Origin of the sequence: Streptomyces sp. NPDC021224 (assembly GCF_044332905.1) — a bacterium.
Taxonomy (GTDB): Bacteria; Actinomycetota; Actinomycetes; order Streptomycetales; family Streptomycetaceae; genus Actinacidiphila.
In genome coordinates, this window is sequence record NZ_JBIRPW010000013.1 from 182,680 (window position 1) to 197,218 (window position 14,539).

Annotated in this window: 5 protein-coding genes and 1 pseudogene; 4 read left to right on the forward strand and 2 right to left on the reverse strand. The window is 76.7% G+C overall.

Annotated features, from left to right (window positions below):
• Positions 1–12: 12 nt before the first annotated feature.
• From ACH4PY_RS27860 to ACH4PY_RS27875, 4 genes are read left to right on the forward strand one after another with little or no spacing between them, the layout of a single operon-like run.
• A complete protein-coding gene (locus tag ACH4PY_RS27860) occupies positions 13–1,452 on the forward strand; it encodes an NAD(P)/FAD-dependent oxidoreductase (RefSeq protein ID WP_398188589.1) in 1,440 nt (479 codons plus the stop codon).
• 54 nt (positions 1,453–1,506) lie between these two features.
• Positions 1,507–1,860 (forward strand): acyl carrier protein, encoded by a 354-nt coding sequence (locus ACH4PY_RS27865; RefSeq protein ID WP_398188592.1) that lies wholly within the window; start codon positions 1,507–1,509, stop codon positions 1,858–1,860.
• Positions 1,861–1,918: 58 nt separating this feature from the next.
• Positions 1,919–2,812, forward strand: a complete 894-nt coding sequence (locus ACH4PY_RS27870; RefSeq protein WP_398188595.1) for an alpha/beta fold hydrolase — start codon at positions 1,919–1,921, stop codon at positions 2,810–2,812.
• A 1-nt stretch (position 2,813) separates the two neighbouring features.
• Positions 2,814–8,093 (forward strand): SDR family NAD(P)-dependent oxidoreductase, encoded by a 5,280-nt coding sequence (locus ACH4PY_RS27875; protein WP_398188598.1) that lies wholly within the window; start codon positions 2,814–2,816, stop codon positions 8,091–8,093.
• A 49-nt stretch (positions 8,094–8,142) separates the two neighbouring features.
• Here the strand turns inward: ACH4PY_RS27875 and ACH4PY_RS27880 are convergent, their stop codons facing one another.
• Positions 8,143–8,931, reverse strand: a complete 789-nt coding sequence (locus ACH4PY_RS27880) for a lytic polysaccharide monooxygenase (protein WP_398188601.1) — start codon at positions 8,929–8,931, stop codon at positions 8,143–8,145.
• 407 nt (positions 8,932–9,338) lie between these two features.
• Positions 9,339–14,531: pseudogene (locus ACH4PY_RS27885) on the reverse strand (beta-ketoacyl synthase N-terminal-like domain-containing protein); the annotation flags it as partial.
• Positions 14,532–14,539: the final 8 nt, after the last annotated feature.

The window sequence follows — 14,539 nt, forward strand, 5'->3', positions numbered from 1 at the left end:
GGACGAGACGTCGTGACCACACCGACACGCGCTGTCGTGCTGGGCGGTGGATGGGCCGGCATGCTGACCGCCCATGTGCTGTCCCGGCACCTGGAATCCGTCACCGTCGTGGAACGCGACGTCCTGCCGGACGGCCCGCAGCACCGCAAGGGCCAGCCGCAGGCGCACCACGTGCACGTCCTGTGGTCCAGCGGCGCCGGCATCGTCGAACGGCTGCTGCCGGGCACCGCCGACCGGCTGCTGGCCGCGGGCGCCCGCCGGATCGGCTTCCAGAGCGACCTGGTGACGCTCACCGCGTGGGGCTGGCAGTACCGCTTCCCGGCCTCCGCGCACGCCATGATGTGCACCCGCCCGCTGCTCGACTGGGTGGTGCGCGGCGGCATCCTGGCGCGCGGCAGGGTCCGCGTCGAGCAGGGCACCGAGGTCGTCGAGCTGGCCGGCGACCGCACCCGGGTCACCGGCGTGCGGGTGCGCGACACCGGCGGCGGCGAGCCGCGGCTGCTGGAGGCCGACCTCGTCGTGGACGCCACCGGCCGCGCCTCGCGCCTGGGCCACTGGCTGGGCGCCCTCGGGCTGCCCGGCGTCGAGCAGGACGTGGTGGACGCCGGGATCGGCTACGCCACCCGGATGTTCAAGGCCCCCGAGGGGGCGAGCGCCGCCTTCCCCGCCGTCCAGGTCGCCGCCGACCCGCTGACCCGGCAGCCCGGCCGCTTCGGCGTCGTCTACCCGCAGGAGGACGGCCGCTGGCTGGTGACCCTCACCAGCACCCGCGGCGCCCCGCTGCCCGGCCGCGAGGACGAGTTCGAGGCCTTCGCCAAGGGGCTGCGGCACCAGGTCGTGAGCGACCTGATGAGCGTCGCCGAGCCGATCGGCCCCGTCTTCCAGTCGCACTCGGGCGCCAACCGCCGCCTCTACCCCGAGCGCATGCCGCAGTGGCCCGAGGGCCTGCTGATCCTCGGCGACTCGCTGGCCGCCTTCAACCCCGTCTACGGGCACGGCATGAGCTCCGCCGCCCGCGCCGCGGACGCCCTCGACACCGAACTCGCCCGCGGCGCCCTCGCCGAGGGCGGCATCCGGCCGGTGCAGCGGGCGCTCGCCGCGGTCGTCGACGACCCGTGGATCATGGCCGGGCTCAACGACATCCAGTACGTCAACTGCCGCAACCTCTCCAGCGACCCGCGGCTGACCGGGCCGGACATCGCCGAACGGCTGAAGTTCTCCGACTTCGTCTCCGGCAAGTCCATCCGCTCCCGGCAGGTGTGCGAGGTCGCCACGCAGGTGCTCAGCCTGAACGCCCCGCAGAAGTCCCTGGGCGAGGCCCGCTTCCTGTCGCTGCTGCACAGCGACACCACCCTGGACGAGCTGCGCGTGCCGCCCTTCCGCGACGGCGAGCTGGAGTCGGTCGGGCTGCGCCCCTACGGCGCCACGGCCGCCCGCGGCGTCCTGGACTGACCCCGCCCGTCCCGCCCCCGTACCGCCCCGCCACCCACCGAGGAAGGTGCAGCCATGGAAGGACACAACGAAGCAGCCGCCGAGGAGGCCGGGCAGCCCGGCGGCCCGGCCGACGAGCAGGCCGCCGCGCTGGTGGCGCGGCTCGCCACCGCGGCCCCGGAGGAGCGGCAGGACCTGCTGGGCGACCTGGTGCTGCACCGGGCACGCGCGATCCTCGACGGCCAGGAGCTGGACGAGGACAGCAACTTCCTGCAGAACAACATGAGTTCGCTGGCCGCCGTCCGGCTGTCCAAGACCCTCACGGACGACACCGGCCTGGAGGTCCCGCTCGTCGCCATCGTCGAGCACCCCACCCCCACGCTGCTCGGCAAGTACCTCGCGGAGGCGTACGAGGCCGAGGCCGGCTGACACCCCCCGGTCCTCGCGTCCCCCGCTCCGATCCCCCTCCAGGGCAAGGGAAACCGCCATGAATGTGTCCGTTCCCGTCGACGACTCGGTGAGGCTGAACGTGCGGCAGCGGCCCGGCGGCGCGGGCCGGCCGGTCCTGCTGGTGCACGGACTGGGGTCCAACTCCCGGATGTGGGACGAGGTCGCCGATCTGCTCGCCGCCGCCGGGCACCCCGTGCACGCCGTCGACATGCGCGGGCACGGCACGTCCGACCTGCCCCGGGAGAGCTTCGACAACGCCACCGCCGTCGCCGACCTGGCCGCGGTCTGCGACACCCTGGGACTCGGCGGCCTGCTGCTGGTCGGGCACTCGTGGGGCGGCAACATCGCGATGCGGCTCGCCGCCGTACGCCCCGACCTCGCCGCGGGGCTCGCACTCGTGGACGGCGGCGGCCCGGTCGACCTCCAGGGCGGCGCGCTGCCCCGCGACACCGACGACGTCGGGTGGTGGGGCCCCGACGCGCGGGCACCCCGGGAGGCCATGCGCACCGTGCTGCGGGCCATCCACCCCCGCTGGTCGGCCGCCGCGGTCGACGCGAGCCTGTCCGACATGGTCGAGGGGCCCGACGGGCTGCTCGGGCCGCGGCTGCCGCTGGAGCACTACCGCTCGGTGTGGAAGAGCATGTGGAACGACCCGCCCGCCCGCTGGTACCCGGACGTCACCGTGCCCGTCGTCCTCCTCAAGGCCGTCCCCCCGAACCCGCCGCCCGCCTGGCTCGCCTGGGCCCGGCAGTGGGTCGCCGACGCCGAGGCCGCCCTCCCGCACGCGGAGTCGCGCTGGTACACCGACTCCGACCACAACCTGCACGCCGACCACCCCGACCGGGTGGCCGCCGACGTGCTGGAACTGGCCCGCACCGTCGACAAGCACGCGGACGGGCGCCCCGGCGCCCCGGCCCCGGGACGGTCCTGACATGGCCGACGACCGGCAGAAACTGCTCGACTACCTCAAGCGCGTCACCGGCGACCTGCGCGACGCCCGGCGCCGTATCGAGGACGCGGAGTACGCCGCCCACGAACCCGTCGCCGTCGTCGGCATCGGCTGCCGCTTCCCCGGCGGGGTGAACAACGCCGACGACCTGTGGGAGCTGGCCGCCGCAGGCCGCGACGCCACCGGCGACCTGCCCGCCGACCGCGGCTGGGACCTCGACGCCCTCCACGACTCCGAGCCCGGCCACCCCGGCACCTCCTACGTCCGCCGTGGCGGCTTCGTCACCGGCGCCGACCGCTTCGACGCCGCCTTCTTCGGCATCAGCCCCAACGAAGCCGTCACCATGGCCCCGCAGCAGCGGCTCGCCCTCGAAGTCGCCTGGGAGGCGATCGAGCACGCCCGCATCGACCCGCACACCCTGCGCGGCAGCCGCACCGGCACCTACCTCGGCTGCGACGGCATCGACTACTTCCTCAACTCCTTCCACGTACCCGACAACGCCGCCGGACACCTGACCACCGGCAACTCGCCCAGCGTGGTGGCCGGCCGGGTCGCCTACGCCCTCGGCCTGGAGGGCGCCGCGGTCACCCTCGACACCGCGTGCTCCTCCGCGCTCGTCGCCATGCACCTCGCCTGCCAGGCGCTGCGGCAGCGCGAAGTGGGCCTGGCCCTGGCGGGCGGGGTGTACGTGATGTCCTCCACCGCCCCGCTCGTCGGCTTCAGCGAACTGCGCGCCCTCGCCCCCGACGGCCGCTGCAAGCCCTTCGCCGCGGGCGCCGACGGCATGACGCTCGCCGAGGGCGCCGGGATCGTCCTGCTGGAACGGCTCTCCGACGCCCACCGCAACGGCCACCGCGTGCTCGCCGTCATCCGCGGCTCCGCCGTCAACGAGGACGGCGCCAGCAACGGGCTCACCGCGCCCAACGGCCCCTCCCAGCAGCGCGTCATCGAACAGGCCCTCGCCAGCGCCCGGCTCGCGCCGGGCGACGTGGACGCCGTCGAGGCGCACGGCACCGGCACCGCGCTCGGCGACCCCATCGAGGCGCAGGCCCTCCTCGCCTCCTACGGCCAGGGCCGACCGGAGGAGCGGCCGCTGTGGCTCGGCTCGGTCAAGGCCAACATCGGCCACACCCAGATCGCCGCGGGCGCCGCGGGCGTCATCAAGACGGTCATGGCCCTGCGCCACGGCACCCTCCCGCGGCTGCTCCACCTCGACGAGCCCAGCCCGCACGTCGCCTGGGACTCCGGCCACGTACGCCTGCTGACCTCCGACGTCCCCTGGCCCCCCGACCCCGCACGCCCCCGCCGGGCGGGCGTCTCGGCCTTCGGCTTCTCCGGAACGAACGCCCACCTGATCCTGGAGGAGGCCCCCCCGACTCCGGACGGGGCGCCGCCCCGGACCGACTCGGACGGGGCGGCGCCGAGCGCCGGCTCGGGCTCGGGCGGGGTGGCGCCGACCGCTGGTTCAGGTGTGACCGCGCCGACCGCCGCCCCGGGCGCGCCATCGTCTTCTGGTACGGGCGTGACGGTGGTGCCGTCTCCCGGCGCGGACGCGGGGCTGTTGTCTTCGGGCCCGGGTGTGGCGGCGCAGGCTTCTCCCGGTACGGGGGTGGGTGCGCAGGCTTCTCCTGGCGCGGGCGTGGTGGCGTCGTGCGGCGCGGACGTGGACGTGGCCGCGCCTCCGGCTTCCGGTGTGGACGTCGCCGTGTGGGCGTTGTCGGCGCGGAGCGGGGACGCGCTGCGCGGGCAGGCGCGGCGGTTGCTCGACGCCGCGCCGGAGGCCGGGCCGGACGCGGTCGGGTGGTCACTGGCCGCCACGCGGTCGGCTTTCGAGCACCGTGCCGCCGTCACCGGGTGCGGCACGGTGGAGCTGCGCGAGCGGCTCGCCGCGCTCGCCGCGGGGGAGCCCGCGCCCGGCGTGGTCACCGGAACCGCGCGGACGGCGGGTCCCGGGGTCGTCCTGGTCTTCCCGGGGCAGGGCTCGCAGTGGCCCGGCATGGGGCGCGAACTCCTGGACGCCTCACCGGTGTTCGCCGCCCGGATCGCGGAGTGCGAGGCGGCCCTCGCCCCGTACACCGGCTGGTCGCTCACCGCGGTGCTGCGCGGTGCGCAGGACGCCCCGGATCCGGCCAGGGTGGACGTGATCCAGCCCGTGCTGTGGGCGCTCATGGTGTCGCTCGCCGCCGAGTGGGCCCACCACGGCGTACGGCCCGCGGCCGTGGTCGGCCACTCGCAGGGCGAGATCGCGGCCGCGTGCGTCGCGGGAGCCCTCCCGCTGGGCGAGGGCGCCCGGGTGGTGGCGCTGCGCTCGCAGGCGCTGCGCGCGCTGGCGGGCAAGGGCGCGATGGCCTCCCTCGGTATCGGCCCGGACGACACCGGCCAACTCCTCGCCGCCCTCGGCGAGAAGGCGGCGGGGGTGGGCGTCGCGGCCTGCAACAGCCCGTCGTCCACCGTGATCTCGGGCCCGCCGGACGCCGTCGCCGCCGCCGTCGTCGCGTGCGAGGCCACCGGCGCGCGGGCCCGCACCATCGACGTCGACTACGCCTCGCACGGCCCGCAGGTCGACGCGATCGCCGACGACGTACGGGCCCGGCTCGCGGGCGTCCAGGGCGTGTCCACGGACGTCGCCTTCCACTCCACCCTGACCGGCGGGGCGCTGGACACCGCGGAACTGGACGCCGGCTACTGGCTGGCGAACCTGCGGCAGCCGGTACGCCTCACCGCGGCGGTCGACTCCCTGCTGGCCGTGGGCCACCGGGTGTTCGTCGAGGTCAGCACGCACCCGGTGGTCGTGCCCGCGCTCCAGCAGTGCTTCGAGGCCGCCGGGATTGACGCGCACGCCTCCGGCACCCTGCGGCGCGGCGAGGGCGGCCCCGCGCAGCTCGCCCTCGCGCTGGGCCAGGCGTTCACCGCGGGCGCGCCGGTCGACTTCCGTGCCTGGTACGGCGGCCCGTCCGCCGCGCGGGCGGTCGACCTGCCCACCTACGCCTTCGACCGGCAGCGCTACTGGCTGCCCACCGCCCGCCCCGGCGCCGCGGGCGGCCCGCAGGACCCGGCCGAGGCCGACCTGTGGGGCGCCGTCGAGGAGGAGGACGCCGCGGCGCTCGCCGGGGTGCTGGAGCCGGACGGCGACTGCGCCGCGGACGCCGAGGCGCTGCGGCCCGCGCTGCCGCTGCTGGCCGCCTGGCGCCGCCGTCACCGCGAGCGCGGGACGCTGGCCGCCTGGCGCCACCGGGTTCGCTGGACGCCCGTGCCCGACACCGCGCCGCCCGTCCTCGTCGGGACCTGGCTGCTGCTCGTCCCGGACGGTCACGCGGACGACCCGGCGGTGCGGACCGCGGCCGAGGCGCTGCGGACGCACGGCGCCGCCGTGCGGCGGCTGACCGTGGACGCGGCCACCGCCGAACGCCCCGGGCTGGCCGCCGAACTCGCCGCGGCCGGCGAGGACGTCGCCGGGGCCGTGAGCCTGCTCGCGCTCGACGAGCGCCCCCGGCCCGGCCGTGCGGGCGTGCCCGCGGGGCTGTCCGCCACCGTGGCCGCCCTCCAGGCCCTGGGTGACGCCCGGATCGGCGCGCCGCTGTGGTGCGTGACCCGCGGCGCCGTCGCGACCGGCCCCGACGACCCGCTGTCGCACCCCGTGCAGGCGCAGGTGTGGGGCCTGGGCCGGGTGGCGGCGCTGGAGCACCCCGACCGCTGGGGCGGCCTCGTCGACCTGCCCGCCGAACCCGATCTGCCGGGCGGACTCGGTCTGCCGGGCCGGCTCGGCCCGGACGCCGCGTCCGGCCCGGATGACGGGTCCGGGCCGGACGCCGCCGCCCGCCTCGCGGCCGTCCTCGCCGGACTCCCGCGCGGGGAGGGCACGGAGGACCAGACCGCCGTCCGCGCCACGGGCGTGCTGGCCCGCCGCCTCGACCACGCGACCCCCGACCGCGGCCCCGCCCGCCCCTGGCAGCCGGCCGGTACCGTCCTGGTCACCGGCGGCACCGGCGGTGTCGGCGCCCTGCTCGCCCGCTGGGCGGCGGGCAACGGGGCCGCCCGCCTCGTCCTGACCAGCCGCCGCGGCCCGGACGCCCCCGGAGCGCCCGAGCTGGCCGCCGAACTGCGCGGCCTCGGCGCCGAGGTGACGATCGCCGCGTGCGACGCCGCCGACCGAGCCGCCATGGCGGACGTGCTCGCCGCGATCCCCGCCGGGCAGCCGCTCACCGCCGTCGTGCACGCCGCGGGTGTCAGCGACCAGGCCCTGATCGCCGACGCGGACGACGCCCACCTGGAGCGCATGCTGGCGCCCAAGGCGCTCGCCGCCCGGCACCTGCACGAGCTGACCCGGCATCTGGAGCTGTCCGCCTTCGTGCTGTTCTCCTCCGTCAGCGCGGTGTGGGGCAGCGGCGGGCAGGCCGCGTACGCCGCCGCCAACGCCCAGCTCGACGCGCTCGCCGAGCACCGCCGCGGCCTCGGCCTGCCCGCCACCTCCGTGGCCTGGGGCCTGTGGGGCGAGGTCGGCATGGCGACGTCCGACGAGGAGGTCGACTTCTTCCGCCGCCGCGGCATCCGGCCGCTGGACCCCGCACTCGCCCTCGCCGCCCTGCGGGACGCGGTCGGGCGGCCCGCGCCCGCCTCCGTGGTCGCCGCCGTGGACTGGCGCCGCTTCCTGCCGAGCTTCACCGCCCTGCGCCCCAGCGCGCTGCTCGCCGACCTCCCGGAAGCCGCCGCCGAACGCGGCGAGGAGGCCGGACCCGCGCCGCAGGAGGCGGGCCCGCTGCTGCGCAAGCTCACCGGCAGGCCCGTCGCCGAGCAGCACGAGATCCTCGTGCGGCACGTGCAGGGGCACGCCGCCGGCATCCTCGGCCACGGCGGCGCGGACGCCGTACCGCCCGGCAAGCCCTTCCAGGAACTCGGCTTCGACTCGCTCACCGCCGTCCAGTTGCGCAACGAGCTGAGCGGCAGCACGGGGCTGCGGCTGCCCACCACCGTGCTCTTCGACCACCCCACCGCCGACGACCTCGCCCGGCACCTGCACGGCCTGCTCGTCGCCGACGCCGCGACCGGCGAGCAGCACGTCATGGCCGGACTCGACGGCTGGGACGCCGCCAACGCGCCGGACGCGGTCGGTGAAGCCGCCCGCAACCGGGTCGCGGCGCGGCTGCGGCTGCTCGCCGACAAGTGGGCGGGGGAGAGCGGCGAGGCCGGTGCGCACGACGACCTGGAGGAGGCCACGGCGCAGGAGATCTTCGACCTCATCGCCACGGAGTTCGGCAAGTCCTGAGCGCGGTGCGGGCCTTCCGGGCGGAAGGGCCGCACCGCGGGCGCGGGCCTCAGCAGGCGCCGAGGTCGTCCCAGACGCCCCACTCGCCGGTGGTGCCGGGCTCCTCGCCCTGCGTCCACCACTTGGCCTTCCAGTTGTGGCCGTTGTGCGAGACGGTCTCGCCGCCGTTGTAGACGGTCGAGGCGCTCCAGGCGGCCGCGGTGCAGCTGCCGGTGCCGCCGGTCGTACCTCCGGTGGTGGTCCCACCTGTGGTGGTCCCGCCGGTGGTCGTGCCGCCGGTGGTCGTGCCTCCGGTGGTCGTACCGCCCGTCGTGCTGCCCGTCCCGCCGATGTTGACGTCGATGCAGGAGTAGAAGGCGTTGGCGGTGTCGCCGATGTTCCAGACGGCGAGCACCTTCTGCTTGCCGGTGAAGCTGCCGAAGTTGACCTGGTGGCTGAGGTCGGCGGGCGGTTGCTGGTTGTTGCCGGGGAACTCGGCGAGCAGCGTGCTGCCGATGTAGTACTGCCAGTTGAGGGTCGCGTGCCGGGCCGTGTTGTGCCAGGTGAAGGTCGCCGACGAGCCCACCGGGGTGACCTGCCAGCCCTTGCTGTCGTCGTCGAGCTCGGCGAACTGCGCGTTGCCGCCCGAGCAGCTGTGCAGGCCCTTCGGGCCCTCGACGCTCTGCGGCTCGTACTTGATGTCGCCGCAGCTGACGATCCCCTCGGCGCACTGTTCCTGGCGGCTCGTCGGAAGGGTCACCCACCCGTGGGCGTTGGCCGTGCCCGAGGACAGCCCGAACGCGAGGAGCGGAGCGGCGAGCGTCCCGAGGGCGAGAGCGACTTTACGTGTCGTGCGCATGTCATTTCACTTTCCGTCGACGTGTGGGGGCGTCCCTCGCGGGGGTGTCGGCGGTGAGGTGTGCGGTGCGCGCTGCGCGCGGGGTGCGGGCGATGAGCGGTACGCGGCCCGCGGCCGCTCACCGTTCGCGCGCCGGTCGCCGGTCGCCGCCGGAAGGTCCGGACCTCGCAAGGGCCTAGGTCTAGACCATAGCCGCCGAGGCCTTGAGGTCAAGAGTGCGGACGCCGCGAACTGCTCCGCGGGGCACGCCGGTTCGGCCCGCGTGTTGCGGGGGTACCGGCGCGCCCGGGGTGCGGTCTGCGGTGGGTGGCCGCGTCTGTCGGCGGGAGGTGGGTTGGGCGCACGGTTCCTCGCGCCCCTTTTGGGGCGCGCTCCGCGTTCTTGGGCGGGCGGTCGGGAGTGCGGGTCTATGCCTCGCCGAACTCCCGGTCGATGAGGGCGAAGACCTCGTCCGCCGACGCGTCCTCCAGGTCTTCCGTGCCGGTCTCCGCCGGGGTGGCTGCCGGGTTCTCGGTGGCGCCGCCGTAGCGCCACAGCAGGACGTGGAGGCGGTGGGTGAGTCCGGTCCGGCGCGGGTCGTCGGGCGGGAGCGTGGCGAGTGCGGCCTCGACCGCGTCGAGGGCCTCCGCGGCAGGCTCCTGCTCGGGCTCGGCGGGAAGCGCCTGCGCCACCAGGTAGCCCGCGAGGGCGGCCGGTGTCGGGTAGTCGAAGACGAGCGTCGCCGGCAGCTCCAGGCCCGTCGCGGTGCGCAGCCGGTTGCGGAACTCGACGGCCGCGAGGGAGTCGAACCCCAGCTCCTTGAAGGGCTGTTCCGGGTCCACCGCGTCCGCCCCCGGGTAGTGCAGCGCACCCGCCGCGTGGGCGCGGACGAGCGCGAGCAGCGTGCCCGTGCGCGCGGAGGGGGGCTGGGCCGCGAGCCGCTCCCGCAGGGCGGCGAGCGCCTGCGCCTCCTCCTCGCCGCCCGAGGCGTCGAGCGCGGCCCGCGCGGCCCGCACCGCCGCGGGGACGTCGTCGAACAGGCGGCTCGCGCGCCCGTCCGTGAAGAGCGGGAGGAAGCGCTGCCAGTCCACGTTCGCGACGACCGTCGCCGCCCCGATGCGCGTGCCGTCCGCGCTGCGGGCCACCGCGTCCCGCAGCGCCGCGAGTGCCCGGGAGGGCGCCAGCAGCGGCAGGCCCAGCCGCTGTGCGCGCCCGGCCGCGTCGGGGCCGTGGGTGTCGTCCCACACGCCCCAGGCCAGCCGTACCGCCCGGCCGCCCGAGGCCTGGCGGTGCTGCGCGAGCGCGTCCACGTACGCGTCTGCCGCGGCCCCCGCCCCGTGACCGCCGCCGCCCCACACCGCGGCCACCGACGAGAAGACCACCAGCGGGTCGTCGTCCCCGAGACAGCACAGCTCCGCGAGCCGGTCCGCGCCCGCCACCGCGTCCGCCACGGCCCCGGCGAATGCCTCCGGCTCCGACTCCGCGAGTCCCGCCCGCGCACCGGACGCCCCGGTGTGCACGACGGTACGGATGCGTACCCCGCCCGCCATGAGAGGACCGGTGGCCGCTGCTTCCGCCGCGTCCAGCACCGTCGCCTTCGCGCCCAGGGCCGCCAGTTCGCCGAGCAGCGCCTCCGCGCCCGGGGCCGCGGCGCCCTCCGGCGCCAGCAGCACGATGTGCTCGGCCCCCTCCCCGGCCAGCCAGCGCGCCACGTGCGCGGCCACTCCCGTCACACCACCGCTCACCAGGGCGCCGCCACGCGGCGACCAGGGACGGGCAGGCGCCGCCTCCTCCGGGGCAGCGGGCACCAGGCGGCGGGCGAAGAGGCCCGCGGGGCGCAGGGCCACCTGGTCCTCGCCGCCCCGGCCGGACAGGGCTGCCCGCAGCAGGGCCGGGGAGAGGTCGGCGGGCTCGGCCGGGAGGTCGAGGAGACCGCCCCACAGTTCCGGGTGCTCCAGCGCGGCCACCCGTCCGAGCCCCCACACGGCGGCCTGCCCCGCGTCGAGCGCCGTGTCCCCGTCCTCCGGCACGGGCGTCGCGCCGGGCGCGGTGTGCTCGCCGTGCTCCGGCGCTGCGGCCTGCGGCGCGTCCCCGTCCACCACGGGCGTCGTGGCGCGCGGCGCGTGCTCGCCCGCCGCGGGCACCGGTGCTGCGGTGTGTGGCCCGTGCTGGTCCCGCACGGGCTCCGGCACGGTGGCCTGCGGCGCGTGCCCGTCCACGACCGGTGCCGTGGCCTGCGGCGCGGCTCCGTCCACCACCGGTGCCGTGCTCCGCGGCGCGTAGCCGTCAGCCGCCACCGTGCCCCCCGGCTCACCCTCGACCACCACCCGTGCCGCGCCGCGGGTCGCCGTCCAGAGGGGGAGGCCGAGGTCCGCCTCCAGCAGGGCTCGCAGCAGGGCGTGAGTCGACGTCACCGCGTGCAGTGCGTCGGGTCCGGTCGTGGCGAGGGGGAGCAGGGAGAGGACACCGGTCGGCGTCGGGCCGTCCGCGTATGCCGCGCGCAGTGACGCCGCCGCCTCCGCCGTGCCGTTCGGTACGGTGAGGCGGCGGACCGCGCCGCCGTCCGCGGTGAGGACGCGTTCGCAGGCGTCGGCCCACTGGGCGGCGCCCCCGGGCGGGAGGGCCAGCAGCCAGCAGCCGGCGGGCTGTTCGGGGGAAGGGGCGGGGGCGGGGATCCGCCGCCATGCGACGCGGTGGCGCCACGCCTCGACGGCCGCCCGGTCGTGCCGTTCGCGGTGCCAGTGGGCGAGCGCGGGGAGCACCTCGCCGAGCGGTGCGCGCCGCCCGTCGTCGTCGCCGATGCCGAGCGTGCCGGACAGCGCGCCCACGTCCTGCGACTCCACGGCCTGCCAGAACCGCGCCTCCTCCGCGTCGGCAGCGGCGGGCGCCGCCGTGACCTCGTCCGGGAGCCAGTAGCGCTGCCGCTGGAAGGGGTAGCCGGGCAGGTCGGTGGTGCGGCGGGCGGCCGCCGGGTACCAGGGCCGCCAGTCGACGGGCGAGGGGTGCGTGGTGTGCAGCCGGGCGAGCGCGTGCGCGAGGGCCTCGGTCTCGTCCTGGCGGGCGGTGAGCGTCGGGACCAGCAGCGGGGCCGGGGCGGCGCCGTCGCGGGCTGCGTCGAGGGTCTGCTGCGCGGCGGGGACGAGTACGGAGGTGGGGCCGATCTCCAGGTACGTGTGGGTGCGCGCCGCGGTGTGCGCGATGGCGTCGTGGAAGCGGACGGGCTCGCGGACGTGCCGTACCCAGTAGCCGGGTTCGGTGATCGCGGCGTCGGCGGGGCGTCCGGTGAGGTTGCTGATGAGCGGGATGCGCGGGGTGCGGAAGTCCAGGTCGGCGACGGCCTCGGCGAAGGGCGCGAGCGCCGGTTCCATGAGCGGTGAGTGGAAGGCGTGGCTGACGGTGAGCGCCTTCGCCTTGCGTCCGCGCTCCTTCCAACCCGCGGTCAGCTCCGCGACGAGGTCGGCGGGGCCGGACACGACCGTGCTGGTGGGCGTGTTGTAGGCGGCGACGGAGACGGCCCCGCCGTACGGGGCGAGCGCCTGCTCGGCCTCGTCCGCCGTCGCCTCCAGCGCGCTCATCGCCCCGCCGCCGGGCAGCGCGCCGAGCAGCGTCGCCCGGGCCGCGATTAGCCGGGAGGCGTCCGCGAGCGACAGGACCCCGGCGACGTGCGCGGCGGCGATCTCGCCGACGGAGTGGCCGGTGACGGCGTCGGGCCGCACGCCGTGCGCGTCCAGCAGCCGGGCGAGGGCCACCTGGAGGGCGAACAGCCCGGCCTGCGTGTACGTGGTGTGGTCGAGGAGTTCGGCGTGGGCGGGCTCGAACACCACGTCCCGCAAGGGGTGTTGCAGGTGCGGGTCGAGGAGGGCGCAGACCTCGTCGAAGGCGTCGGCGAAGACGGGGAAGCGGGCGTGGAGTTCGGCGCCCATGCCGCCGCGCTGGCTGCCCTGCCCGGAGAACAGGAAGACCCGCCAGCCCGAGCCGCGCACCGGGCCGGTCCTGCGCACCACCGCCGGATGCTCCGCACCGGCCGCGAGCGCCGCGAGTCCGGCGCGCAGCGCGGTGGCGTCCCGGCCCATCACCACCGCCCGGTGGTCGAGGACCGCCCGCGTGCCGGCCAGCGTCCAGCCGACCGAGCCGTGGTCCGCCCGCGCACCGAGCAGCAGCTCGGCCTGGGCCCGCAGTGCGGCGCTCCCGCGCGCCGACAGCACCCACGGCGTGAGGCCGCCGGGCGGCAACTCGGCCGTCTCCGCCGGGGTTTCGGCGGGCGCCTCCTCCAGGACCAGGTGCGCGTTGGTGCCGGAGATGCCGAACGACGACACCCCGGCCCGCCGCGGGTGCTCCGCGCGCGGCCAGTCGACCGGCTCGGTGAGCAGCCGCACGCCGCCGTCCGCCCAGTCCACGTGCGGGGTCGGTTCGTCCACGTGCAGGGTCGCGGGCAGCGATCCGTGGCGCATCGCCATGACCATCTTGATGACGCCCGCCACGCCCGCCGCCGCGTGCGTGTGACCGATGTTGGACTTGACCGAGCCCAGCCACAGCGGCCGGTCCGCCGGGCGGCCCCGGCCGTACGTCGCGAGCAGCGCCTGCGCTTCGATCGGGTCGCCCAGCGTCGTCCCCGTGCCGTGCGCCTCCACCGCGTCCACCTGGTCGGCGGCCAGCCGGGCGCTGACCAGCGCCTGCCGGATGACCCGTTCCTGCGCCGCGTCGTTGGGCGCGGCCAGCCCGTTGCTGGCGCCGTCCTGGTTGACGGCCGAGCCGCGGACGACGGCCAGCACGCGGTGGCCGTTGCGGCGCGCGTCCGACAGCCGCTCCAGCAGCAGCAGTCCGGCGCCTTCGGAGAAGCCCGTGCCGTCCGCGGCCGCCGCGAAGGCCTTGCAGCGTCCGTCGGGGGCGAGCCCGCGCTGCCGGGAGAACTCGACGTAGGCCGCGGGCGTGCTGAAGACCGTGACCCCGCCCGCGAGCGCGAGCGTGCACTCGCCCGACCGCAGCGCCTGCGCGGCCAGGTGGATCGCGACGAGCGACGCCGAGCAGGCGGTGTCCAGGGTGACCGCGGGCCCCTCCAGACCCAGCGTGTACGCGATACGCCCGGAGATCACGCTGGTGAGCGCGCCGGTGGCCGTGTAGCCCTCGTAGCCGTCGGGGATCCGCGGGATCCGCGACAGGTAGTCCTGGCTCGACACCCCCGCGTAGACGCCGGTCGCTGTGCCCTTCAGGCTCGTGGGGTCGATGTGCGCGCGCTCCAGGACCTGCCACGCGGTCTCCAGCAGGACGCGCTGCTGCGGGTCCATCGCCGCCGCCTCGCGCGGGCTGATGCCGAAGAAGCCCGCGTCGAAGGTCGGGGCGTCGTGCAGGAAGCCGCCCTCGGTGACGTAGCTCGTGCCCGGGTGGTCGGGGTCCGGGTGGTGGAGGGTGCCGAGGTCCCAGCCGCGGTCGGCCGGGAAGGGGCCGATCGCGTCGCCGCGCGCGGCCACCAGCTCCCACAGGTCCTCGGGGGAGGCGACCCCGCCGGGGTAGCGGCAGGCCATGGCCACGATCGCGATCGGCTCGGCCCGCTCCTCCTCGGCCTGCCGCAGCCGCTCCTTGGCCTGGCCGAGGTCGAGAGTGACGCGCTTGAGGTACTGGCGCAGCTTGT